Source organism: Nitrobacter sp. MLSD-S21 (assembly GCF_058809865.1).
In genome coordinates, this window is record NZ_JBXASZ010000005.1 from 253,973 (window position 1) to 278,758 (window position 24,786).

The 24,786-nt window shown below is 57.2% G+C and carries 22 protein-coding genes and 3 pseudogenes; 16 read left to right on the top strand and 9 right to left on the bottom strand.

Features of this window, described 5'->3' with window-relative positions; all coding sequences use genetic code 11:
• Positions 1-136: 136 nt before the first annotated feature.
• On the bottom strand, positions 137-2,500 hold the full coding sequence (locus tag AC1RT6_RS15775; RefSeq protein ID WP_472790941.1) for a hybrid sensor histidine kinase/response regulator: 2,364 nt from the start codon (positions 2,498-2,500) through the stop codon (positions 137-139).
• Positions 2,501-3,008: 508 nt separating this feature from the next.
• Positions 3,009-3,671 carry a Crp/Fnr family transcriptional regulator gene (locus AC1RT6_RS15780; protein WP_472790940.1) on the bottom strand — a complete coding sequence of 221 codons (663 nt, stop codon included), beginning with the start codon at positions 3,669-3,671 and terminating at the stop codon, positions 3,009-3,011.
• A gap of 471 nt (positions 3,672-4,142) precedes the next feature.
• On the opposite strand from AC1RT6_RS15780, the gene AC1RT6_RS15785 reads away from it, so the two are divergent.
• From AC1RT6_RS15785 to AC1RT6_RS15820, 8 genes are all read left to right on the top strand, one after another.
• Positions 4,143-4,331, top strand: a complete 189-nt coding sequence (locus tag AC1RT6_RS15785) for a hypothetical protein (RefSeq protein WP_472790939.1) — start codon at positions 4,143-4,145, stop codon at positions 4,329-4,331.
• Between the two features lie 35 nt (positions 4,332-4,366).
• Positions 4,367-4,600, top strand: a complete 234-nt coding sequence (locus AC1RT6_RS15790) for a DUF6894 family protein (RefSeq protein WP_472790938.1) — start codon at positions 4,367-4,369, stop codon at positions 4,598-4,600.
• A gap of 25 nt (positions 4,601-4,625) precedes the next feature.
• Complete coding sequence (locus AC1RT6_RS15795) at positions 4,626-4,865, top strand: DUF6894 family protein (RefSeq protein WP_472790937.1); 240 nt, start codon at positions 4,626-4,628, stop codon at positions 4,863-4,865.
• 201 nt (positions 4,866-5,066) lie between these two features.
• Positions 5,067-5,240: a DUF2934 domain-containing protein gene (locus AC1RT6_RS15800; protein ID WP_472790936.1), complete on the top strand. Its 174-nt coding sequence runs from the start codon at positions 5,067-5,069 to the stop codon at positions 5,238-5,240.
• A gap of 814 nt (positions 5,241-6,054) precedes the next feature.
• The gene (locus tag AC1RT6_RS15805; RefSeq protein WP_472791568.1) at positions 6,055-6,540 is read left to right on the top strand and encodes a hypothetical protein; all 486 of its coding nucleotides are present in this window, start codon (positions 6,055-6,057) and stop codon (positions 6,538-6,540) included.
• Positions 6,541-6,544: 4 nt separating this feature from the next.
• Complete coding sequence (locus AC1RT6_RS15810) at positions 6,545-6,766, top strand: hypothetical protein (RefSeq protein WP_493029534.1); 222 nt, start codon at positions 6,545-6,547, stop codon at positions 6,764-6,766.
• A gap of 16 nt (positions 6,767-6,782) precedes the next feature.
• Positions 6,783-7,406, top strand: coding sequence for a hypothetical protein (locus AC1RT6_RS15815; protein ID WP_472790935.1), 624 nt, complete (start codon positions 6,783-6,785; stop codon positions 7,404-7,406).
• A gap of 91 nt (positions 7,407-7,497) precedes the next feature.
• A complete protein-coding gene (locus tag AC1RT6_RS15820; RefSeq protein ID WP_472790934.1) occupies positions 7,498-7,788 on the top strand; it encodes a hypothetical protein in 291 nt (96 codons plus the stop codon).
• Between the two features lie 35 nt (positions 7,789-7,823).
• Here AC1RT6_RS15820 and AC1RT6_RS15825 read toward each other — a convergent pair.
• Together AC1RT6_RS15825 and AC1RT6_RS15830 are read right to left on the bottom strand one after the other, a co-directional pair.
• Positions 7,824-8,052, bottom strand: a pseudogene (locus tag AC1RT6_RS15825) (hypothetical protein).
• Positions 8,053-8,162: 110 nt separating this feature from the next.
• Positions 8,163-8,963: pseudogene (locus tag AC1RT6_RS15830) on the bottom strand (HoxN/HupN/NixA family nickel/cobalt transporter); the annotation flags it as partial.
• A gap of 22 nt (positions 8,964-8,985) precedes the next feature.
• Here AC1RT6_RS15830 and AC1RT6_RS15835 point away from each other — a divergent pair.
• Positions 8,986-9,204, top strand: a complete 219-nt coding sequence (locus AC1RT6_RS15835) for a hypothetical protein (protein ID WP_472790933.1) — start codon at positions 8,986-8,988, stop codon at positions 9,202-9,204.
• A 505-nt stretch (positions 9,205-9,709) separates the two neighbouring features.
• On the opposite strand, the gene terL is transcribed toward AC1RT6_RS15835, so the two are convergent.
• From terL to AC1RT6_RS15855, 4 genes are all read right to left on the bottom strand, one after another.
• Positions 9,710-11,164, bottom strand: coding sequence for a phage terminase large subunit (terL, locus tag AC1RT6_RS15840; RefSeq protein ID WP_493029525.1), 1,455 nt, complete (start codon positions 11,162-11,164; stop codon positions 9,710-9,712).
• Complete coding sequence (locus AC1RT6_RS15845) at positions 11,161-11,637, bottom strand: DUF5681 domain-containing protein (RefSeq protein WP_493029526.1); 477 nt, start codon at positions 11,635-11,637, stop codon at positions 11,161-11,163. Before AC1RT6_RS15845 ends, terL begins: the two co-directional genes overlap by 4 nt.
• Entirely contained in the window at positions 11,637-12,887 is a 1,251-nt protein-coding gene (locus AC1RT6_RS15850; protein WP_493029527.1) for a DNA modification methylase, read from the bottom strand. Before AC1RT6_RS15850 ends, AC1RT6_RS15845 begins: the two co-directional genes overlap by 1 nt.
• Before the next feature lie 163 nt (positions 12,888-13,050).
• Positions 13,051-13,719, bottom strand: a complete 669-nt coding sequence (locus AC1RT6_RS15855) for a hypothetical protein (RefSeq protein ID WP_472790929.1) — start codon at positions 13,717-13,719, stop codon at positions 13,051-13,053.
• A gap of 1,186 nt (positions 13,720-14,905) precedes the next feature.
• On the opposite strand from AC1RT6_RS15855, the pseudogene AC1RT6_RS15860 reads away from it, so the two are divergent.
• Positions 14,906-15,221, top strand: a pseudogene (locus AC1RT6_RS15860) (integrase core domain-containing protein); the annotation flags it as partial.
• A 259-nt stretch (positions 15,222-15,480) separates the two neighbouring features.
• Here AC1RT6_RS15860 and AC1RT6_RS15865 read toward each other — a convergent pair.
• Positions 15,481-16,383, bottom strand: a complete 903-nt coding sequence (locus AC1RT6_RS15865) for a ferritin-like domain-containing protein (protein WP_472790928.1) — start codon at positions 16,381-16,383, stop codon at positions 15,481-15,483.
• A 467-nt stretch (positions 16,384-16,850) separates the two neighbouring features.
• Between AC1RT6_RS15865 and AC1RT6_RS15870 the strand changes: the two genes are divergently transcribed.
• The 6 genes from AC1RT6_RS15870 to AC1RT6_RS15895 are packed head-to-tail and all read left to right on the top strand — an operon-like array spanning position 16,851 to position 24,782.
• Positions 16,851-19,145: a 4Fe-4S binding protein gene (locus AC1RT6_RS15870; protein WP_493029528.1), complete on the top strand. Its 2,295-nt coding sequence runs from the start codon at positions 16,851-16,853 to the stop codon at positions 19,143-19,145.
• A 22-nt stretch (positions 19,146-19,167) separates the two neighbouring features.
• On the top strand, positions 19,168-21,117 hold the full coding sequence (gene nosZ / locus AC1RT6_RS15875) for a TAT-dependent nitrous-oxide reductase (RefSeq protein ID WP_493029529.1): 1,950 nt from the start codon (positions 19,168-19,170) through the stop codon (positions 21,115-21,117).
• 14 nt (positions 21,118-21,131) lie between these two features.
• On the top strand, positions 21,132-22,490 hold the full coding sequence (locus AC1RT6_RS15880; RefSeq protein ID WP_493029530.1) for a nitrous oxide reductase family maturation protein NosD: 1,359 nt from the start codon (positions 21,132-21,134) through the stop codon (positions 22,488-22,490).
• On the top strand, positions 22,487-23,407 hold the full coding sequence (locus AC1RT6_RS15885; RefSeq protein ID WP_493029531.1) for an ABC transporter ATP-binding protein: 921 nt from the start codon (positions 22,487-22,489) through the stop codon (positions 23,405-23,407). Before AC1RT6_RS15880 ends, AC1RT6_RS15885 begins: the two co-directional genes overlap by 4 nt.
• Positions 23,404-24,231 carry an ABC transporter permease gene (locus AC1RT6_RS15890; RefSeq protein WP_472790923.1) on the top strand — a complete coding sequence of 276 codons (828 nt, stop codon included), beginning with the start codon at positions 23,404-23,406 and terminating at the stop codon, positions 24,229-24,231. The genes AC1RT6_RS15885 and AC1RT6_RS15890 overlap by 4 nt, the downstream gene beginning before the upstream one ends.
• Complete coding sequence (locus tag AC1RT6_RS15895) at positions 24,228-24,782, top strand: nitrous oxide reductase accessory protein NosL (RefSeq protein ID WP_472790922.1); 555 nt, start codon at positions 24,228-24,230, stop codon at positions 24,780-24,782. The genes AC1RT6_RS15890 and AC1RT6_RS15895 overlap by 4 nt, the downstream gene beginning before the upstream one ends.
• The last annotated feature ends 4 nt before the right edge of the window (positions 24,783-24,786 follow it).

A 24,786-nucleotide genomic window follows, 5' to 3' on the forward strand; every position in this document is an offset into this window, starting at 1 on the left:
TCAAGGAGGTCGTCGCCGAACAGAACTGAAACGCATCAATCAAGCTTTGGTTATTGCAGCCTATCAGATTGAGAAACAGCCGGAAAATGAATGGCCTGAGAAGGTTTGCACCTTTCGCCAAGCAATCGCCAACTATTCAGCCACGCTTCTTCATCGCGTCTTCCAGACCCTCGCGAAGAGAATTCGGCGTATAAGGCTTCACGATGAATATAGCGCCCAATTTCGCGGCTTCAGATTTCACTGCGCTGTCACCCGTCGCCAGAACCAGGCGTAGATCGAGCCCGCGCGCGTGAACGTCCTTTGCGAGTTGCAGACCGGAAACGCCAGGAAGACCGACATCTGTAAGTAAGACGTCCACGGCTTGCTCATCAAGGATCTTCAGAGCCTCTTCCGCCGTGCCAGCCTCTTTCACCTTGCATCCGATGTCGCTCAGCATCTCGGTCGTCGTAAGACGGATGAGGGCGTCGTCTTCCACAAGCAACACCGTCGCGTCCTTCAGAGTATTTTCGCTAGCCGCGTGCTGGGATCCCTTTGCAACACGTCTCTGAGCTTGATTGGCCAACACGTGTCTGATTTTTCGGGAGAGCGCCTCGCGCGTGTAAGGCTTGGCCAGAAGCTCTACCCCGGGATCGAGGCGTCCGCCGTGTACGATGGCATTCTGAGTGTAGCCGGAGGTGAACAGTACCGCGACATTTGGCAACCGCTCCTTAGCTTTTCGCGCCAAATCCGGACTCCGCAACGTGCCAGGCATCATGACGTCGGTGAAGATCAAGTCTATTGGAATACCACTATCGACGACGACAAGCGCGCTTGCCGCATCTCGGGCCTTGACCACGCGATAACCGAGCTCGGTGAGCATCGAGACCGCGACCTCGCGAACCTCCTCGTCGTCCTCAACCACAAGGATGGTTTCCTCTCCGCCTTGAATCTCTCCCGCGCGAGTACTCACCAAAGTGTCTTCACTTGCCGCCTCTCGCGGGAAGTACAACTTCACCGTGGTTCCAGCGCCTACCTCGCTGTAGATCTTGACGTGTCCGCCGGACTGCTTGAGAAATCCATAAACCATGGCAAGGCCGAGGCCCGTGCCCTTGTCCTCCGCCTTGGTTGTGAAGAATGGCTCATAGACCCGTTCCAGAATGTCCGGAGGGATGCCCGCCCCCGTATCGGTCACCGCGATCATCACGTATTGTCCTGCAGTCAATTCGTCATGCTGCCGAACGTATTCGTCATCGAGAAAGGCATTGCTGGCTTCAATAGTCAGCCGGCCTTGGCCATCCATCGCATCGCGGGCGTTGATCGCGAGGTTCAAGACCGCATTTTCCAATTGATCCGGGTCGACGAGGCTATTCCACAGCCCCCCCCCGACTACCGTCTCGACTTCGATCTCCCCACCGAGGGCGCGACGAAGCATCTCATCCATGTTCTTGATCAGACGACCGAGGTTCACCACTCTTGGTTCCAGCGGCTGTCGCCTCGCGAAGGCAAGCAATTGAGCGGCAAGTTTCGAACCGCGCGCAACACCTCCGAGGGCGGTTTGGACACGCATCTCAGCCCGAGCATTGCCAGCGATATCTTTGCTTAGCAGTTGCAGGTTTCCACTGATGACCTGCAGCAGGTTGTTGAAGTCGTGAGCGACGCCGCCGGTGAGTTGCCCGATCGCCTCCAGCTTCTGCGAACGGATCATTGTTTCCTGCGCCGCTTGTAGCGCAGCTTCCGCCTCGCGCCGTTCTGTAATATCCCGTGTCACCTTGGCGAAGCCGAGGAGCTTGCGGGCGTCGTCCCGAATGGCGTGGATCACGACGTGTGCCCAAAACACACTGCCGTCCTTTCGAACCCGTTGACCTTCATGCTCCCAGCGCCCGTTTCGGGTTGCCGTCTCCAGGCCAATCCTCGGAAGACCGGCGGCACGGTCGGCTTCCGTATAAAATTCGGAAAAGTGCCGGCCAATGATTTCGTCGGGGGCATAGCCTTTGATGTGCTGGGCACCTGCGTTCCAGCTCGCCACGTGACCGCTAGCATCCAGCATATAGATGGCGTAGTCCGTGACACTTTGCACCAGCAATCGGAACTGTGCCTCGCTTTCGCGCAGTTTCGTCTCGGCGGCCTTTCGCTCGGTCAAGTCACGGGTGATTTTGGCAAAGCCAACAAGCTCCCCCTCAGGTGAGCGGATCGCGTCGATGATCACATGGGCCCAGAATTGCGTGCCGTCCTTACGAACGCGCCAGCCTTCGAGCTCAAAGCGGCCGGTCCGCTCTGCCTCGGCCAGCGCTTGAGCCGGGATGTTCTGCGCCCGCTCAGCATCCGTGTAAAAGGTCGAGAAATGGCGACCGATGATTTCGTCCGCCTCATAGCCCTTGAATCGCCTGGCACCGGGGTTCCAACTAGTCACCCGACCCCCGGGATCCAACATGTAGATCGCATAATCAGTGATCGCCTTCACAAGGAGCCGATACCGGCCGTCACTTGTCTGTGCGGCTTCGAAGCGGTTTGACTTTTGCATGCAAGGTATCCCAGCCCCAGTTGGGTGGGACGCAACCTACCAAACTCCGCCTGATCGATTTAGTTCCATCCAATGGCAGCGGAAACGGTATAGCCCCGCCGTATCAGCCCACGAGCAGTCGCCACAACGCCTACGAAGGCCTTCTATCAAAAAGTTCGCCCCGCCGCCGCTAGGTTAAACGTCCCTTTTTGCCGGCTCCGTCTCAAATGATACGTTGGTTGTCCCGTTTGAGACTAACCTCGGCGCGAGAGCGCAGCGCCCCGCTGGGCTCCCGCGGAGGTTCGTGCCATGACCAGTCGGCGACGTTTTAAACAAACATCATCTCTTCAAGATCGCCTATCCTCGTGGGTTAAGAGTTTGCGAGCCGAAGCGGACAAGCTTCCACCGAGTGAAGAGAAAGACGAACTGTTCATGAAAATCCGCCAGGCGGACGCCGCTGCCAATATGGAAGCCTGGGCCCACTCGCGAGGGCTCCAACCACCAAAATAACGATTGGCCCCGCGACCTCTTACTTTATTGTCGGAGGTTTCCTGAGATGGAGATACGACGGATTGAACTGCCCAATCTCAGTCAAGTGCTCCCAATCAAGTATGCAGAGTTTCGCCAAGCGAAAGTCCAGAGCTTCCGCCTCTCGCAAATCTGCAAGGGCGCGATTTACGGTGGCAAGCGCCATTCCTAGAGTGTCGGCGAGCTGAGGCAGTAAAGCTGGAAAGTCCAATGTTTGGCCGTCGGATATCCCGGTGGCTTTGGCCCGATAGATCAACTCGCAAAAGAAATGGGCCATGCGGGCAGTCGGTGGTCGCGCACTGTTATTTGTGATGGCCTCGCGAAAGATCGCGCCATCGATCAACGTTTCTCGCCAGATTGCAAAACCGACATTGGGGCGCTGTTCGAAAGCCTTGATCAGTTGCTTGTGGGGGATTGATGCAATCGTAGCATTGCCGACCGAACAGACTGCGTGGTCCATCTTTTCAAGAAAAAGACCCTGCGCGTCAGGCAAATCTCCTTTCAGATGAAAGGATAGAAATTGGCGCTTGCCGCCAGCCAAAAGGTGATATCGCGCGACGGTGCCCACAACCACGAGGACCGCCAGGTTCGGATCATCACCTTGTCTAATGATATCCTCATCGTGAACAAGGTTACGAATTGAATACGAGAACGAACTGATCATAGCGACATCGTCGCTCGTCAGTCTCGAATGCTCCTTTAATTTGCTTACGAGCGCTTGATGAACGTGATCCATTCCGTTCCTCGTTCCAAATGTGTCCGGGCTAACTGCAGCTGGGCTAAAGGGTTTCTACACCTCTCAGGGAAAGCTCATCCAATGCTTTTCAAGCTTAACGCCGCCGGTTGCTCGCAGATGGCGCCCTTCGTCAACGCGATGCGTTCGCCGAAGATTGCAGCTGTTAGCGTTGGGAGAGGGCGATATTGATCTCACAACCAAGTCGCGGTTGAGCTGTCCGAGATCGTCGATGAACCTTGAAGGGTTTGTACCGAATCAAGCGGGCGAGCAGAGGCAGACGGACTTGAAGCGGGAACAAGCGCTGCGACGGCAGCTCCTATCGGTTCCTCGCCAAGCTCAGGAACACTAGCCAATCTTCTGGATTGGAATGGTGCTTTCCGCCGGTAGCGAGGGTTCACAATGAACAAAGAAGAGAAGCTTGAGGTCTTCAAGGAGGCGGTGAAGCTCGCCGAATCTGGCAAGTACAAAGGCTGGAAGAAAATTCAGTCCCAGCTCGTGAAATCAGGACATAAACGAGCGCCGGAGTTGCTGGACGGGAACAAGATCCGGATGATTTTGGACGCTCAATGTCAGTTGTCTCGGCGCTAAGCGGGCTTGAGAGAGCGCAAGAGAGGAGGTTGAACATGCCGTTGTTCCACTTTAACTCGCGAACTGGAAACAAGCTTATTCAGGATGTTGAAGGTGAGCATCTCCCCGATCGCGAGGCCGCCCGTAGCGTTGCTGAATCATCCGCCCGGGAGGCTCTGATTGAGGCCGTAAGAACCGGCGACGTTGCTCCCAATGATATTCAAGTGACCGACTCCGACGGCAAAGTAGTCATGACCGTCGCTCTGGACGACCTCATTAGGCGGGGCTGAACGGTGGGAATTGAGGGCGGAGCCGATGCCTCGTTACTATTTTGATTTGCGAGATGGAGATGATCTCACGCCCGATGAAGAAGGGCTCGAGCTCGCATCGGTGCATTCCGCGCAGGAGGAAGCGGCGTTGTCGTTGGCGGACCTCGCAAAGGAGGCCATCCATAGTCGCCGCATCGACGGAGAGGGCGGTCTCCTAGCGGTTGAAGTTCGTGATGATAATGGGCCTGTGTTGCAGGCGCGGTTTACGGTTCGCTTGAATTCTTAGCCCGTGGTGGGAGAAAAAGCAGGTTGGTGCTTGACGCTTTGGTGTGGCGGTTAGGAACTCTCTCACAGTCTAATAGTTGTTCGGTGGGGACGGAATTCTGCGCCAGCGGGACAGTCACCAGGAAGGCCGTGCGGTGTAACGCCCGCGCGGTCCTTCTTTTTAGGGACGAAGTGGGGTTCGAACACCTGGAGCCAGTCAGCGATGCGACCAAAGCCATCAGAAGAAGAAATCCGCCAACGCGCCCATCAGCTGTGGGAACAGCACGGAAAGCCTGAGAATCGCGTTGATGAGTTCTGGCACATGGCAGAACGCGAATTGTTAGGCCTGCAGGATCGGGGCGAGGATATGAAGGGAAGTCCAGACAATCAGAGTTAAAAACACCGTGCCTGGGGCCCGCCGCGGGATCGCTTCACGGCACGTAGCGACCATCGCCGATGCGCGAAATGTGGTGTGCTATCGGGAAGGCCAAAGCCGAAGAGGTAGCAAAAAGGCGGCAGACGTGTGTGAGGTACGGATAGCCTGGCGGAATCGCTGTCTGAATTGAGGGTGGATGAAAAGGCGTTCCCGTTGTAATTAGGCCACTGAGAGTCGAAGGGTATTATCCTGAATTGAGGTTCTGCTGGCTGGGCTGACACGGGCTACCGAGCCGGACCTGGCCAAGCATGTGACAAAATCAATGCTCGTGCTTGTCGTCGCGTGTATCTTCGTCGTCGCAACTTCATGGCGGCGTCTGCTTCCTTCAGGGTCTTAAACACGCCGAGCCCGACGATAGTAGACGGCTGAGAAGGGGGCGTCAGGGTGTTCGTGATGGTCGCTTGTCGACGACTGTCCCTACCGCAAACCATATCCGGCTGGTAGTTGATCGAGAATTGGGTGATGCTGTCGCGTGATGTTGGACCTGTGCAGACTGATCTGGCGGATGTTCACAGATCTTTTCCGGTCGCGAGCTACGCTTGAGGCCGAGATTTTGGTCTTGCGGCAACAAATCAATGTGCTTTGGCGAGGGGCGCCTCGCAAGCCTGCTTTCAACCTCATTGACCGATTGATTTTCATTGGCCTTAACCGGTTGTTCCCTCAGACTTGTCGTGCGCTTGCGATCGTTAAGCCGGACACTGTTGTAAGATGGCACCGCGCAGGCTTCCGATCGTATTGGCGCTGGAAATCGCGAGGCCGCTGCGGCCGACCAACGGTGCCGTTGACAATTCGCCGGCTGATCCGCGAGATGAGCCTCGCCAACCCGTTGTGGGGAGCGCCGAGAATCCATGGTGAGCTTCTCAAGCTTGGTATCGAGATCGGCCAGACCAGCGTCGCCAAGTATATGGCGCGGAGGACGGCCTCTCCGTCACAAGGATGGAAGACGTTCCTTCGTAACCATGCTGACGGTATCGCGGCGATGGACCTTTTCGTGGTTCCGACAATCTCGTCCCGGCTGCTCTATGGGTTGCTGATCATGGGCCACGGCCGGCGGCAGATTCTGGGGTTTGGGGTGACCGCGCATCCGCCGGCCGAATGGATTGCCAATCAACTGACGGAGGCGTGTGGCTGGGAGCAGACCCCTCGTTACCTGGGACCGCGATGGAGCTTATGGCGAGATATTTATCCGCCGCGTTCGATCCATCGGCATTCGAGATCGTCCGACGTCTCCTCGCTCACCGTGGCAAAATGCGTATGCTGAACGGCTGATCGGATCGATCCGCAGGGAATGCGTTGATCATATCGTGGTTTTCGGCGAACGCCATCTGCGCCACGTGCTGCTCTTGTACATGGACTACTACAACGGCACGCGCACCCATCTGTCATTGAACAAGGACGCGCCGATATCACGTGCCGTCGAGACAGCCGGACGCATTCTCTGTCGACCGATCCTGGGCGGACTGCACCATCAATATGTTCGGATTTAATTTGCGGTAGGCACAGGTGCGCGAATGCGTCGATGCCATGCGCGGGCTGGTTTACACGGTCAACGGTCACTGCTTTGAAGCCGAGCAGGACCAAGACCTTTCCGCGGAGGGGATCATCCGCCGTCGTACGAAGATCGGCCAGCAAGCACTATCCGAACTGCAAGATTTCAAACCATTTCAACTTGCGGAAAAAGCCGTCACTCAGAATATCGCTCAGCTTGAGGAGCGCATAGTCGAGCTACCTAAGCCAACGAATAATCCGGTTGATTTTATGCTCGAGAAAGAAATCCGGGGTTACGTCAGCAACCAAAAGTCTTCGATCGACTTTGTTATTAAATCAATGTCTGACCAACGCGTGCTCAGCTCCGTGTTGGATGCGCCGCCATACCTGTCTAGTCTCAGCGATGCTGAATGGAACGTGGTGCGCGAACGCGCACGTGCGGCGCTTCATCCGCAGCAATCGGAAATGCAGCAATGGCTCAGGAAAGCGCTGGCCGAGCCAAGGGAGGGAATGGCAGCCACGAAGCGAATGCTACTTGCGCGATGCGAGCTGAGGGAGGATGAGGATGGACAGTTTCGCTCAATTCGTGAGCCAATGGCCGGAGTTCGCCCGTTACGGCGAAAGAACGCAGCGGCTTAAATAAGTGCTATTGGATACGCGCTGGCGTAGATCTGGAACTATCCATCTCACTGAAAATTGTTCTGGCGATCTTGTTCAAGGGCGTATCGAGATGAAAAGGGTGGAAACTGAACACGACCGGAGTCGGAACACCCTCACATATCAATTGGACGACGGCCGTTACGTGAGCCTCGACGCAAACGCTGTTGCTCTCTACGGAGCAGAAAATCTCGTTCAATGGCTGGGGCTCGAAAGACTCCCCGTAATGCAGCAGGGCCGCCGTGTCGGCACGCTGCCCAAAGACGCTGAACCTCTCGACAACCTTCAGCGTGAAGGCGATGCCTGGGTCGCGGGAGAACACTTAGACCTCGATACTGTAAAAGAATTCGAACGAGGCAGTTAGACCGAGACACGATGGAAGCGGCGGCCACGTGCCGCTCAAAGCGTGGATAGATCGCTCGGCACGTCCCCAAATGCTCTCAGCAAAACTGCATCTGCAAATTCACCGCTGCCCGGATCGCCGGTACGGCTGAACGCAACAGCGCCGATATGTCCCTCAGAGCGCCATTCGCTCAGCGCTTCTTATCGCGGCGCTTGCGCTGGTGCATTCGTTGGCCTCGCGCGGTTCGAGGCCTTCGTCGTCTGCACCGACGGTAGTGTCCGCTATCCGGCGTTTTGCGGACTCAATGCGAACAACGCTTGAGGTCCGAAAAGGCCCACCAGCGGACGTTTGGCAAGGACGTTTTGAAGGCGCGCCGCAGATGCAAAACCGGCTGGTCATGAAACGATTTCGTTCAGACCCAACCATCCGGTGTAGAGTCCGACGAGGACGATCAAGGCCGCCGACACGTAGGGCGCGCGATGGGCGAAGCGGCTGAAGCCGCTCCAGTGTCGCTCGACGTGCCGCAGGCTGAGCGCTGCCAGAACACCGGCGGACGTCATGGTGACGGCAAGCCCGATGCCAAAGCAGACCACCAACGCGAAGCCAAGAGTGAACTGCTTGAGTTGGATGCATAGCAGAAGCACGGTGATCGCCGCTGGACAGGGAATGAGCCCGCCAGTCAAACCGAAGAGAACGATCTGACGTGTCGAGACCGAACGTCCTGAAAAGCGCTTACGGATATCGGCGGCATGAGCCCGAGCGTGAGCGTCGTCCTCGTCGCCGAGGTCCATGTGGTCGTGATCGTGTTCCTCGAACAAAACCTCGGCGGTATCGCCCGCGAGCATAACGCACGCCTTGAACGCGTGCGGCTCCGGAATTTCCTCAACGCTCTCCAAGTATCTGTGCCGGGCGACAAAAGCGAACGCCTGCTCGGTGCCGTCACTGCGGACAGTCGTTAGTCGGAGGTCACTGGGGGGCGGGAGCGCACCGGTCTTGCTCTGGATCCGCCAGCGCGGGGGGACGCCGTCTTCGTAGATCCCCAGCGACAGCGACTGTCCAGCCAGCGACAGTAATTGCGGCTCGTCGTGATGGTGATGGTGGTGTTCCTCGTTCTGTTCCCGCCAAGTGCGCCATATCATCCAGCCTGCAATGCTGATGATGATGATGGCCGACACCAGTTGCAGGTATGCCGTGCTGAGCATTGGCGGGATCCGCGGCATGGGTGCCGACCATTATCCGGTCCCCTGGAGGCTGCTCAGGCACGACTCCAAGCTCAACGGCTACCGCAGCGACATCAGCGGCAACCGGCTGAAGGGCTATCCGAAGAGCGTGTTCGGCAGCTCCGGCTCCGAGCTCTTCGATTGGACCGCGAAGCGCGCGGAGCTCGACTCCTGTTTCGACAAACGTCGATACCGTAACGACGAAAGAAGGCGTTGAGGATCCTATGACGCGAAGCAGCCGGCTGACGGGTCGAGGCACGAGCCTGCGCCCGCTCTAGCGGTGTAGCACGCCCCTATTTCCCCGTCAGGTCGTACGCCGCGAGCCGCCGGCCAGTTAAAATGAGAAGCGGAGCGCCTGCGTGGTCGATGGCGTACTCGTCGCGTCGGTTACGCCGCCTCGGTTCAGCATGAAGGGCATACGGCCTCATCTCTGACGCGATCGAGCCTACGGATCGCCACATCCTGCGCCGACGACTGCATGTCGCCGGCGGTCTGCTCTAGCACGCGTGGCGTGAACCTCGTTCCTGGTCTGAAAACCACGATAGGGCACGCAGCAGGCCGCGAACTACCGTTACCAACGATGCCGAGCCCATCTCATGTTGGTGTCCGGTGATCTCGTACGCCTGCGGCTAGCCCCTGGACGGTTTAACTTCTCTCACGTTATGCCGAAGACTTCGTGGCGCATTTTGTCAACGCGGCGCACACGCCGCCGGCGCACGTATTTACCATCTGTGTGCCATCGTATATCGGACCATATAGGAATCGGTGAGCCTTGAAAGGAAGTCAGCTATTGCCCCAGGGTCATAGCCGCCCTTGAAAGCCAAAGCTTGGCTTAGGCTGTCGACCTGATCCGAGTAGGAGCTTTCGGGAAAGCTGAGAAGCTCTTCGAGAAAGACCTTCAGCCAGGGCGCTTGTCGTGGAAACCAAACGCGACCAGAGGTGAACATGCCTTGTTGGGTGAACAAGCGAACACGTTTGTCCTGATCTGGTTTAATCAGCTTTATCATCGCCGGTCGACCCGTCTTGAGTTCGGCCGCAAGCGCTGGGCCTGTCGAAGCATCCTCAATGAGAATATATCGAGGTTTGTATTCCGCTGCGAGCGAGAGCGCCATGTCTCGCAGAGCAGGGAAGTTCAGTTTCATCCGGCATACATGCTTGAGATAGAAATTCCCCTTCTGGATCAGCCAAGTGGTGCAAACGCTGTACGAATTTGTAAGCCCGTCTTTGGAGGCCGTGTCCCAACTTTGAATGACAAAGGATTTCTCGTTCGGCTCTGGAAGTTCGTCGTAGTAGCAAAACCACTCCGGATCTAACAGCGAGCCTTCAACCGGGACTGGGCGTTGCTGATACTGGGCTGAAAACTGGACCGGTCCCATCGAGTCTCGCTGCATTTTTAGTGCAGCTTCGGATTCGAAGTCGGGGTGCAGCACATCTCCTACCTTGCGCGCGTAAGAGCGGTCTTTCCCAATCGGAATTTCTTGAGGCGTGATTGCGATCGCCGGTAGTTCAAGGTGATCCCAACTAGTCGTTTCGCGGAGCAAATAGCCCGTCAAATCGTCGAGGTGCAATCGTTGCATGGCGACAATGATGATGCCTTTGTCCTTATTGTCGAGGCGCGACAGAAGGGTTCCGCCAAACCAGTGATTAACAGCGGTGCGTTTGACATCGGACAATGAATCTTCGGGCTTGAGTGGGTCATCGATGATAAAAACATCACCGCCCATACCCGTTATGGCTCCGGAAATCGAAGTCCATCGGCGGAAACCTCCTTGCGTGGTGAAGAACTCGTGATTCGCCATTCGACGAATCCGCATGCCAGGAAAAATCCGTTGATACCAATCGGATTCGATGACCTTTCGAAAGAGCGCCGCGTGGTCTTCCGCCAGCCTTTCGCCATAGCTGATGCAGAAGATCCGAAGGCGCGGATCGTGTCCCAACATAAATGCCGAGAGTGCAACGTTGAAGGTGAGTGTTTTAAGATTGCGCGGTGGGACATTGACGATCAATCGTTTGACATTTCCGCGCATGATCTCGTTGGCTCTAAAAACCATGGCATTGATGTGCCAGTTGTCGAGATAGGGTTTGCCGGGATTGACTGTGTAGTGAACCATCATCAGGAACATATCGAAACGCAAGCGGAGGGCCGCATCGAGGTCATCGAGTTTGAACGCGCTCATTGGCTTGCCTCCGAGAGTTCGCGTTTGATCTTTTCGACGAGAGCCGCGTAGACGATCTCATCCTGTTCGCTTGGAATGGGTTCGACACGCGACCGCAAGCTTTCCGCATCGTCATAGCGACGCAGAATAAAGGCCATCGCCTTCGTGTCGCCACCCAAGGCTTTCTGAATGCCTTTAAGCAGCATGCCCTCGTATCGCGATAGCTTTGAGATATCGTCGATTTTCCGGCCCAATCTTTGCTCCATCAGTTCGATAATAATGGTGCGCTTGTTCTTGCTGCCCTTTTTGCGACCGGCGTGATTACCGGAAATCCCTTTCTGCCATTGGTTACGTTTAGGCGGTTTTCCATAACCGACATGATCTTGGACGCTGGCGGAATCGACAGTCGCTTCGATGTTCGTCTTCGCGGTTTGACCCCTAAGGTGCGCCCGTGCCGGTGATTTTGAGGGCGAAGGTTTTCGGGAAGGTGCCATCATGCACCCCCCAGACGATTGGAGGCGACTTCATCGAACGTATAGTTCGTACCCTCCAGAATAACATCGCTCTTGTAGGTCGCGATCCATCGTCGTATGGCCGTGTCGACGTATAGCGGGTCTATTTCTATGCCATACGCTCGTCGCCCCACGCGCTCCGCAGCGAGAATTGTGGTCCCAGACCCCATGAAAGAGTCGAGGATAATGTCATTGCGCCGGGTACAGTCCTTGATTGCGTCGGCGACGAGGGCGATCGGTTTCGTCGTTGGATGCGCAGCTAAATCAGCCAGGCGACCTTTGCCGAAGGAATTTGCGCCCGGATAAGTCCAGACGTTGGAACGATTGCGACCGTATCGTCCAAGTTCAACATTGTTCAGATGAGGGCCGGATCCCTTTTTGAAGATATAAACCAGCTCATGCTGCGAGCGATAGAATGAGCCCTGTCCTGGGTTTGTTTTCACCCAAACCACAAGAGCAACCGGGTCGCTCTCAAAGACACGTTCACCGGCGTTGAGTATTTCACGCTGATGCCGCCAATCCATAAAAATATAACTGAGAGCGCCGTCTGATAAATGTTCGGTCGCGCGGGCCAGGCTCTCTGCCAGAAACGATGTGAATTCTTCAGGTAGCATTTCGCCCCCAGCCATTGCGAAATTGCGATGCTTGGTGCGGCCGCGTCCCACGATGTTTGAGACGTTGATATTGAAGGGAACGTCGTTAAAGCACATGGCAGCGACACCACCACGCATGAGCCGCTGATAGTCAGCGGTTCGACAATCATCGCAAAGAAGGCGATGCCTGTTGTTAAGGATCCAGATGTCACTTTGCCGCGTTACGGCGTTCTGACCGGGGAAAGGGGGCGTTTCGTCCGGTTCGTCCGATGGCTTAAAAAAATTCTCTGCGAGCCCATCGAACTCCGCCGCATTGAAACCGGTGAGGTCGAAATCCAACCCCTCAATGGCAAGAAGTTCTGCAAGATCCTTTAGTTCGTCGGCAAGAGTTGGCCAATCGTAAGTAGAGCGCTCAGCAATCTTGTTGTCGAACAGCAGATAAGCCCGTTTCCTCGCCTCAGAGAGCCCGGTCACGATAACGACGGGTATTTTCGCGACCTTGTTTTGAAGTGCAGCAAGGACGATGGCCCAGCCTGCGAGAACGAAGCCGAGTTCGTCGATGATGATCGGTACTGTAATGCCAATGTCGCGAATGCATTTTGCAAGCAATGCGACCTTGTTGGCAGGATGAATGCGCACATGGTGGGGATGGCGCTTCAGCTCCGAAGGATTGCGGTACTCGTTCTTCCGTCTGATAGACATGGAATGCTCCTCATTTGAGAGAAGCCTCCATAGAATCCAGAGTAATCGCCTGGACCACAACTATCAGCAGAGTTCCATTATGGCCATTTTGTGGCAGTCATTACCTGACGCGCGGGTTCGTGCCGCTTTTGGACATTAGTCCCGCAAGGCGAAGCGCGGTTTCAATTTCCATTCTTGAGACCCGTAGATATGAGGCTTGTTTTATCAAGTTGACCAGCTTTTTCACGCGCAAAACGCAAATCCCCTGGATGGCGTGGTAATCGAGGCATCTCACGCCAGGCAACAGTTTCTCATCGACCACGCGGTAGCAACTGTCGGCTGCTCCGAGCAGGCCGACGGCAAGGTGGACCAAAAATTCCTGTCGAGCTGTGAGTTCGTAATTTGGGAATCGAACGCCTGGCTGAAATTCCACGCCCTGAATTTGCCGGCCATCTGTAAGCAATACAATTCCGTCTGATTTAACAGCTGCTCGGTCCAATTCATTGATAGCGCCGTGAATCGGCGTGCCATCTGCAAATCGACCACGGAAAGTATTACTGTCCGGCATACGAAGATATCGTTGGTCAGAATCGCCGGTCGAAACTGTTCCGATCAATACCATACCCGGCGTATCTCCGTTCGGGCAGAATACTTCTCCCGCATAGATCGTCGCAACGATTCCTCTTTCATTCAGAACGCCCAGATAGTCCAGGGCGTCGAGAACCGTCCGGCAGATCGTTCGGCCGTTCAATACGTTTGCTGGATTAGAAGCTGAAATCTGCGTATCCATAACGGTTGCAAAGTATGGCAGTTTGCATCCTGTTGAAAGGAAAAGCGTAGAAAGGCCGGCTATTCAACAGGCGTTATGGGTCGCTGAGGGACAATATCGAGATACTGAAGGAACCAAAAGCTGGTGCCGAGATCGCGTATGTCTGCGCAAGCACGCGGTGGTCGGATAACCGAGGGATATCGCATCCACCAGACACAAACTGAATCTGGAACGCTTCAAACTCCGCGCTTGCGAAGTCCGCCAAGCGAGAGCATGGAGACCCCATATACCTCGCCTAAAAATTACAGACCCGCGCGTATCACGACCGTGTTGCCATCGCTGAACGATTGACACCGAAGGCGGACCCGCGTCAGACCGACGAGATTGTGCCGCGTCTGGTCGAGCGGTTCATGAACCGACCGCAACGTGCCGGCGAATCTTGTGCGATCAATATGCGTCCACTTTTAATGGGTAGATCGCTCATCAAGGACGCTTACCCCATTGAGCGGTTGACCGTTTTCCTCTGATGTCCGATCCTGATTTCCCTGTTCTTCGCAATAGAATTCCCTGCAAAAAAGCTACGCAAAATTGACAGAAATGCCTGCGCGAGAGCGGTTTGAGCGACCTTAACCGCTGCAGATCACCCATAGAACTCGAAATTCCCTGTATTTTTCCCTGTTATTAGGGAAATCGCCACGCAGACTGGTTCGCATCCGACTGCGTCCGCCACCATCTATCCCATTGAATAAGAATGATGAAATTCGCCGCTTAAAAATATTCGTAGGCCGGCTGTAGCTACCGGAATCATATCGGAAGCAAGTGGATCTCGAGTGAGCAGGGGGCAGCCGCTCATGGGCCCATTCCGACTATTTGGGTGCGATGATGCGATAGGGTTTTGGCAGATAGCTCTCTTTGCAGAGGCTACGGGCGCTAGAGTCATCCAATTTGAAGTTACACGCTGTACGCCAGTCAGGTGCTAGGTTGCGAGCACGGAGCGTCAAAGGTATCGGAAAATCTAGGTCGCCCTCTCAAGGCTGAAACAGGGTTCAATTCCCCTAGGGAGCGCCAGCAAAATCAAAGGCTTATTGTTTTTCTGCATTCGAGCTCGAATGCTTCTTATCCAATTGCATCCCGCGCTTTTTTTCCCACATCTGGCCATTCCCTTGGAGCGCGTTGCGAAGCCTCAAAGTCATCGCCAAGGCAGTGCGAGTGGATTGCAGTTGTCGGCACGAAGACCGCGTTCATCGAGCCCGGACGGAAAAGGACTACCGCGAGAGCTTCAACTCGAAGCTTCGCGGCGAACTGCTCGACGGCGAGATCTTCTACAGCGTCAACGACGCCGGGTCATCATCGAGATATGGCGGTGCTACCACAACATCGTGCGTCCGCACACATCTGCTCCGATACAAACCGCCGCAGCCAAACCATCGCCCTGACCTTCAAAGCCAGCCGGATCACTTCCTCCAGCAGCACAAGCAATGAGCGTCTTCGTCAACATACATGGAGCGCTAAGTGCTCGATGATGTTTTCTGGAACATCTCACGTCGTAGAATTTCTGGCTCGCGGCGCCCGCGTGCTTTCGGCCCACTCGGGTCGGCTCCGAGTTTCGGCCCGAATAGTAGTCGTGGAGTTGTCATAAACATTTATTGCGCGCCAACGTCGTAGAGCGACGATGATCGCCGTTCGATCTAGCTTTTGTAGCGCGGTTAAAGTTATCGCATCCATCGAATGATGGCTGCCCGGATGACGACGGCTGGGTATCTCAGCCCGAATACGAAAACCTTATTCCATGCCAAAATTCTGGTCGGCCATGGACCGCAGCCAGGCCAACCTGCCTATCGCCTTCGTCGCGAGGCGCTGTAACAGATCGACGCGCTCCTCATCCCCGGCATTTTCCGCCTCCATCAAGTAGGCATCCGCAAGTGCCTCGGCGATGGCTTGGGCATCGAGTTCTGCGAACCCCGCTCGGAGATTGACGATTGCTTCTGATTCCTCGGCCATGAGGAGCGTCTCTTCGCGAAGCTCGCGCAGGCGACTTCCGACGCCGCCTGAGGAGCGATTCATCAGGCCGTCCAGGTATGCAGCGAGCCGAAGCTCGAGTATCCGGGCGCTCACCCTGCTTTCCGCACCGCTGGCGCGGTGCATCCCCGTCTGGCAACTCGCGTGTGAGCGCTCTCGATGATAGGCCCGGCGACGCTCTCGTCTGAGGGTGGCGACATGCCCGAGTTCTTCGCGCGCCATTGCTTCGGAAGCGCTCTTGATGTCAGAGCCTTTCGCAGACGCCGCCATGTACGACCAGAATGCGAAGGCGCGTTCTTCGTTCTGAACCGCCATAGCCAGGGCCTTATAGGGCGTGATGAGACGCGACGCCTTAATTTCCGCGGTCGCCTCCGCATCGAACGTTTCCGGCGCTCGCCACCGGACGAGAGTTGGATCCGGCGGCTTGCCGAGCCGCGATTGCGACCACCGGGTCAGGCGGTCCACATGCTCGCGCTCCGCCACAGCGAGATTGGCGAAGACAGCGGAAAGATCGCCCAAGCCCTGCTCTTGCATGGCTGTTGCAAGCTCATCGTATTTGCGAGCCGCCTCCTGCTCCATCGCGTGGGCAAGCGCGAACATTTCCTCAAGCGAGTACAGAATCCCCTTAGGGTCGTCTTTCAGCAGCAGCGATTGCGACAGCAACATGATGTTCTAACTCTGGAATAGGTCCTCGGCACGAACAATCTACCCGCTCGAACTCACTTCGACAGGAGGTCATCGCGTCAGCTCCCGAGGATAGACGGAGGCCGTTTTCCCTCCCGAATATTTACATGAGTCTGACCACGGTTTGCGCTCAGTCGCTCTCCAGTTGCTAGATTCGCTTGGTTCCTTCGAAAGCAGACCAATCGGTCTTTTCAGATTCAGCCAATCCTCCTGAAGTCCCTCCGAACGTCATAAATGGTCAATCGATGGATCTTTTAGACGGCACGGTTGGCGTCCCTTTGATCCAGGTCAACTGAACCACCGTCTCTGTTTATAGATTGCGCCTGATAAATGAGGAGAGGTATAATTGTGAGCGGCGAACTCGCTAACATCTGGCCCACTCCAACGGTGTCCTGTTCCGAGGGCGAAGTGGAGTACCTTCCGCGGCGGCTTCAACGCGAAGGCTTTCCGTGCGGGGACTATTTTACGTGAGTTGGAGTGTCTTTCGAGCGATCGTCGCAGCGATCGTCTTGACATCGGTGCCTCTGTTCGCGCGCGGTGCCCACGCGGCACCAGACCTCGCATCGTACATATTGAAGGTTTCACCGGCCGACTTCTTTCCGTCGGCCGATCGCTTCGGCCCGCCGCAGGGTGATCCCCCCATTGTCCCCGCCTACCGCGGCGACCAGTTGCAAGGATTCGTCTATCTAAATTCTGATTTCGTTAACGCCACTGGTTATTCAGGAAAACCGATCCGGCTTCTGGTCGGAATCGATCCCGAGGGCGTTCTCATCGGTTTCAAACTCGTCGAGCATAAAGAACCGATCGTGCTGGTCGGCATCCCGGAGAAACGGATCCTGGAGGCCGTCAACAAGTTGATCGGCGTCGATATGGGAGATGTGACGCGCGGAGTCGCGCCGGCGCCCCAGGTCGATATCGTCAGTGGTGCAACCGTTACGCTGTTGGTGATCGGCGATAGCATCGTGCGTTCCGCGATGAAGTTGATCAGGAGCGGGCGACTTGGCTCGCAAGGCAATGCAACCGCCGTCGCGGCGCCGCAAGCGTTGAAAGCCATCGATCCAATCAAGAGCGAGATTCGCGACTGGCAAAGTCTCGTGGCGGATGGTTCGGTTCGGCAACTGTTCCTTACGGTAGCGGACATCAACAGAGCTTTCGAGAATTCAGGCAATGCCGCAGCGGTCGCACACCCGGAGCAAGGCGAGCCGGACGACACGTTCATCGATCTGTATGTCGCCGATGTAGCTGTCCCTACTATCGGCCGCAGTTTGCTCGGCGACGATGGCTACAACCGTCTGGCCGGACGGCTAAAGCCGGGGCAACAAGCGCTCGTCGTCGTTGGGGCCGGTCGATACTCGTTCAAAGGGGCGGCCTACGTCCGCGGGGGGATCTTCGATCGGATCGAACTAATCCAGGAAACTAATAGCGTTCGTTTTCGGGACCGTGATCACACCCGGCTGGGCAGTCTTGCCGCCGAAGGAGCGCCCAAGTCCCCCGAAATCGCGCTGTTCACGGTACCGCCGGAGATGCCACTCGATCCGACCCAACCGTGGATACTGCAACTGTTGGTTCAGCGCGTGGTCGGCGCCCGGGACAAGGCTTTGGTCAAATTCGATCTGGGCTACACATTGCCCGACGTTTATCTCAAGCGCCAGGCGCAGCCGGCGCAAGCCGCACCAGCGAAAGCGCCGGCGTCCATGAGCGTCGAGCAGCGCGAAGTCGGTACACCGCCCGACGTTTCCGACGAGGAACCACTATGGATGCGGATCTGGCGCGCGAATGTCGTGAAGATCGCAGTCGTCGCCGCGGCGTTGGTCGCGCTCACCCTGATCTTCTTCTTTCAAAACTTCCTGGTGCGTCGCCCGACAGTATTCACGTGGGTTCGCCGGGGGTACTTGCTCTTCATCCTCGTTTGGCTGGGTTGGTACGCGAATGCTCAGCTGTCGGTGGTCAATGTGCTGACCTTCGTGAACTCGTTGCTAACCGACTTCAATTGGGAATACTTCCTGTCTGCACCGCTGATCTTCATTCTATGGGCCTCGATAGCGGCGGGACTGCTGTTCTGGGGGCGCGGTCCATTTTGTGGCTGGCTTTGCCCGTTTGGTGCTCTTCAGGAGTTGCTGAACAACGTCGCACAGGCCCTCAAAGTCCCGCAGTATCGCGTTCCTTGGGGACTTCATGAACGGCTTTGGCCGATCAAATATATCCTGTTCCTCGGCCTGTTCGGCATGTCGCTTTACTCCACAGCGTTCGCGGAACAACTCGCCGAGGTCGAACCGTTCAAGACATCGATTGTTCTGAAGTTCGCGCGCGAGTGGCCGTTCGTTGTTTACGCCCTAACCCTTCTCGCAGCGGGACTCTTCGTCGAGCGCTTCTTCTGCCGCTACATGTGCCCGCTCGGAGCGGCGCTGGCGATTCCTGGTCGCATCCGCATGTTCGAATGGTTGCGACGCTGGCGAGAATGCGGCTCGCCCTGTCAGCGTTGCGCTAACGAGTGTCCGGTTCAGGCGATTCATCTGGATGGACACATCAACGTCAACGAATGCATCTACTGTATGCACTGTCAGGAACTCTACTTCGATGATCACCGCTGCCCGCACATGATCCAGGTGCGGTTGAAGCGAGAGAAGCGTCAAGCGCTGTCGTCGCCTTCGATTGGCGCGAGCGGCAACGTTCCTGCTACCGACATTTCCGCCGACGGCAAGCGCGTCGGCGCATCCTCCGCCGTCATTCCACCCGCAACCTGAACCGAAAGCCGAGGAGGCAATCATGTGCGAGAACGACAAGGCAAAGGTGGTCAGCCGACGAACCGTGCTGGGAACAACGGTGGCTGCAGCGGGGGTTGGCTTGGCTGGCGGAGCGGTGATGAAAGACCGTGGCGACTTCGTCTCGCCTGCGGCCGCGCAGACAAAGGCGGCTGCGCCGACATACCGGGCGGCCCGGCCGGCTGTGCACAAGACGGAGGTCGCGCCCGGCGAGCTCGATGAATACTACGTGTTCTTTTCGAGCGGCCAGTCCGGTGAGATGCGGATCGTCGGACTTCCTTCAATGCGCGAACTCATGCGGGTCCCCGTCTTCAACCGCTGCAGCGCCACCGGCTGGGGCCAAACCAACGAGAGCCTGAAGGTGCTGACTGAGGGAATGCAGCCGGCAACGCGAGAGCTCCTCAAGAGCCGCGGCGGCACCTACATGAATGGCGACCTGCACCATCCTCACATTTCATTCACGGATGGCACCTACGACGGCCGCTACGCGTTCATGAATGACAAGGCGAACAGCCGCGTGGCGCGGGTGCGGCTCGATGTTATGAAGTGCGACAAGATCATCGAATTGCCGAACCAGCACACGGTTCATGGCCTGCGGTTGCAAAAATATCCCCGCACCGGATACGTATTCTGCAACGGCGAAGACGGCGTTCCGCTGCCGAATGACGGCACGGTTCTGGACAAGCCGAAGGAATACCGCTCCATTTTCACCGCGCTCGACGGCGACACGATGAAGGTAGCCTGGCAGGTCATGGTGAGCGGAAATCTCGACAATGTCGATTCCGACTACCAAGGCAAGTACTGTTTCTCGACCTGCTACAACTCCGAGGAAGGGGTAACCGCGGCTGACATGACCGCAAACGAGCAGGACTGGGTGGTCATCTTCAACCTCAAGCGGATCGAGGAGGCGGTCAAGAAAGGCGACTTCAAGGAACTGAACGGAGTGCCGGTGATCGACGGCCGGAAGAGCTCGCCCTATACCCGCTACGTTCCGGTCTCGAACAATCCTCACGGTATGAATACGGCCCCCGACGGAATCCACATCGTGGCGGCCGGAAAGCTCTCGCCCACCGTGACCGTGATGGACGTGCGCCTGTTCGACCAGTTGTTCGACGACAAGATCAAGCCCCGTGACGTCGTCGTAGCCGAGCCGGAGCTTGGCCTCGGCCCGCTACATACTGCTTATGACGGCAAGGGCAATGCCTACACGACGCTGTTCCTCGATAGCCAAGTCTGTAAATGGAACATCGAGCTGGCCAAACGAGCGTTCAAGGGCGAGAAAGTCAATCCGATCATCCAGAAACTCGATGTGCACTACCAGCCGGGCCACAACCATTCGTCGATGGGGCAGACTAAGGAGGCCGACGGGAAATGGCTGATCTCGCTAAATAAGTTTTCCAAGGATCGCTTTCTTAATGTCGGTCCACTGAAGCCCGAGAATGACCAACTCATCGACATCTCCGGAGAGAAGATGATCCTGGTTCACGATAGCCCGAGCTTTGCCGAGCCGCACGATGCCACCATCGTCCACCACTCCAAGATCAACCCGATATCGATCTGGAACCGTGCGGATCCGATGTTTGCGGATGCGGTCAAACAGGCCAAGGCCGACGGCATCGACCTCGAGGCAGATTCCAAGCTCATTCGAGATGGCAAAAAGGTACGAGTCTACATGACGTCGATGGCGCCAACGTTCGGGCTCCAAGAGTTCCAGGTCAAGCAAGGCGACGAGGTCACCGTGTTCGTCACCAATCTCGATGCGGTCGAGGATCTGACACACGGCTTCTGCATCGTGAACTACGGCATCAACATGGAGGTCGGCCCGCAAGCGACCGCGTCGGTCTCGTTCACGGCCGATAAGCCTGGTGTCTACTGGTACTACTGCTCCTGGTTCTGCCATGCCATGCACATGGAGATGAAAGGTCGCATGTTCGTCGAGCCGAAATCGGTCTGAGCGGGAGCTGCGTCGTGCGTCTTCCGCTGCGTATGCTTTCGGCAGCGCTGGTCGCGGCCGAATTCGCCGGCTTCGCCCGCGCGGAGACGCTGACCGCCGCGCCCGATCGGCCGCTGCAGACGGTTCTCGATCGCGCCAGTGACGGCGACGTCGTCGAACTCGCTCCTGGCGAGTACAATGGCGCGATCCGGATCGATCGATCTCTCGTAGTGATCGGACGGTCCGGTACCGTGATCGATGGCGGCGGCGTCGGAAACGCGGTCACGGTGACAGCGTCCGACGTCACCGTCCGCGGCGTGACCGTTCGCGGATCGGGACGCGATCTGCAGGCAATGAATTCCGGAATCTTTCTCCAGAAGACCGCCGTTCGTGCGACGATTGAGAACAACCGCCTGACCGGGAACCTGTTCGGCATTTACGTGCACGGAGCGGCTGGGTCGCGGGTCGCCGGCAACGTCATCGAGGGGCTTCGAGGCGGCCCGCTCAGCGAGGCCGGCAACGGCGTCTCCCTTTGGAATGCACCCGACGTCACCATTGCGGATAATACGTTTCGCTACGGGCGCGACGGAATCTTCACGATCTCCAGCCGGAAGGACCGCTTCGTCAACAATCGCTTTGAGCAGGTACGCTTCGCGGTCCACTATATGTACACCGACGATAGCGAAGTCAGCGGCAACGTTTCAATCGGAAGCCATGTCGGTTACGCGATCATGTATTCGAATCGCCTGGTGATCCGCGGCAACCTCTCCGATCACGACCGCGACCACGGGTTTCTGTTTAACTACGCGAACTACGCCGAGATCGACGGCAACCGGGTAACGGGCGGCCCACTGAATGCGGTGATGGACCAATTGGAGTCTAGTCCGAGCGACGAGCGCGACATGCTTCCGGAGCCGAAGCGGGAACGAGCTCTTCGCAGCGGTCCGGAAAAATGCGTATTCATCTACAACACCAATCACAATAGGTTCCGCGACAACTGGTTCGAAAACTGCGCCATTGGCGTGCATTTCACCGCCGGCTCCGAAGGCAACGAAATTTCCGGCAACGCCTTCGTCAACAACGCCAACCAAGTGAAATACGTTGGCACCCGACACTTGGACTGGTCGAGCGGCGGGCGCGGCAACTATTGGAGCGACAATCCAGCGTTCGACCTCAACGGAGACGGAATCGCCGATACGGCGTACCGGCCGAACGACCTCATCGATCGCGTGCTATGGACGGCGCCCTCTGCGAAGCTCCTGATCAACAGCCCCGCCGTCCAGGTGATCCGCTGGGCGCAGGCGCAATTTCCGGCTCTACTTCCGGGAGGGGTGATCGACAGTCACCCTCTCATATCTCCGCCCGCGCGCCCTGCGGCCGAGGAGGTGCGATGACGACGACTGTGAGCATATCCGAAGTCACTAAAAACTACGGCCGGATCAAAGCCGTCCGCGGCGCTTCGTTCGATTTGGACCAAGGCGAAGTGGTGGCGCTCATCGGCCACAACGGCGCGGGCAAGACCACGCTGATGAAGCTCATGCTCGGATTGATCCGTCCGACCGGCGGAAGGATCGAGGTACTCGGCGATAATCCTGCGGCGGGACAGTTCGCCGGTCGACGGCGGCTCGGTTATCTTCCAGAAAGCGTCTCTTTCGATACCGCCCTCACTGGGCGCGAAACCCAGGCGTTCTACGCGCGCCTCAAGCGGGAGCCCGTCGCCCGGGCTTTCGAGCTACTCGACGCCGTCGGCTTAGGCGACGCCTCCCATCGACGTGTGGGCACCTACTCCAAGGGTATGCGCCAACGCTTAGGGCTTGCGCAGGCGCTCATCGGCCATCCTCAAGTGCTGCTGCTGGACGAGCCGACTACAGGACTGGACCCCGAACTGCGCCAAACCTTCTACGAGGCGATTCAACAACTCGCAACCACAGGCACCACCGTGCTGTTGTCCTCGCACGTCTTGACCGAACTCGAGGAGCGGGCGGGGCGCGTCATCATCATGAATCGCGGCGTCAAGGTCGCCGATGGATCGATCGAGCGGTTGCGCAACATTGCCCGGCTACCGACCAAGATTCGGTTGCAGGTCGCCGGCCTCCCGCCCGGCGAATTGCCGTCCTGGCTGCCGGCCGATGCACCCTCTCGGCGCGTGAACGGCCGCGTTGTCGAGATCGACGCGGATCCCGAACGAAAAATCGAACTGCTGCATAAGGCCACCGCGTCGAAATCGGCAGTGGAAGATCTCGACGTGATCCCGCCGTCGCTCGACGAACTTTATGCGCACTTCTTGCGGAAAGCGGAGCTGACGCCATGACGGTCCTCATCATCGCACGTAAGGAGATCCACCAGGCGGTCCGAAACCGATGGGTGCTCGCCTCCACCTTGCTGCTTGCCACCTTGGCGTTGTCGCTGACGTTTCTCGGCAGTGCTCCGACAGGCACGGTCGGTGTTCGTGCGCTGGACGCCGTCATCGTTAGCCTTTCCAGCTTGACCATTTTCCTTATTCCCTTGATCGGGCTTTTGATCTCCCATGATGCCATCGTCGGCGACATGGAGCGCGGGACCATGTTCCTGCTACTGAGCTACCCGGTAGCTCGCTGGCAGGTTCTCCTCGGGAAATTTCTCGGTCATTTAGGGGTTCTCGCGTTCGCGACCTGCCTGGGCTACGGAATCGCGGCCGCTGCGTTGTTGGTTGCCGGAAGCCCGATCGATTCCGACAGTCTCGCTGCCTTTGCCGCGATGATCGGCTCGTCGGTGCTGTTGGGCGCGGCATTCGTGTCCATCGGTTATCTCGTCAGCACACTGGTGCGAGATCGCGGGACCGCCGCTGGCATCTGCATTGGTCTGTGGCTGCTCCTGGTCCTGATTTACGACATGTCGCTTCTGGGTCTGCTGGCGGTGGATCAGGGACGTACCCTTTCGGCGGCCAGCCTCGACGCCTTGCTCTTGCTGAATCCCACGGACGTGTATCGGTTGTTCAACCTGACAGGCTTCGCCAACGTGAGTACGTTCGCGGGCATGGCAGGCTTGGCCCAGAGCACGTCCTTAACATCCCGGATACTCCTATTCGCGCTCATTTGCTGGACGTCCATCCCGCTTGCCTTGGCCTCGATCGCTTTCTCTCGGAGGGAGCTATGAAACGCTCGATCCTCGCAATTGCTTTACTAGTTCCGCTCGCGCTTTCCGGCTGTGACGACAAACCCGCAGCTCGGCTGCCGTCGCCACACAGTCTGACGGCGGAATTGATCGGTCACTACTGCGGCATGAACGTACTCGAGCATCCGGGACCGAAGGGGCAGATTTTCGTCGCCAGCCGGATCGATCCGGTCTGGTTCTCCTCGGCGCGCGACACCATCGCTTTCACCCTGCTGCCGGATGAGCCGAAGGATATCCAAGCGATCTACGTGTCCGACATGGGCAAAGCCCCGAGCTGGGACAAGCCCGGACCGGACAATTGGGTCGAGGCCCGAAAAACATTGTTTGTCATCAATAGCCGCGCAAAGGGGGGAATGGGAGGCGACGAAGTCGTTCCATTTTCGGAGCGTGCATCGGCCGAGAAGTTCGTCGCCGAAAATGGCGGCCGCATTGTTTCTTTCGCGGAAGTGCCGCGCGAATACGTTCTCGGTTCGGATGGAACGAAGTTCGGGGCAGCTCCGGAAAGCGCGCCAGGGCGCGTTTCACTCGATTGAGAGG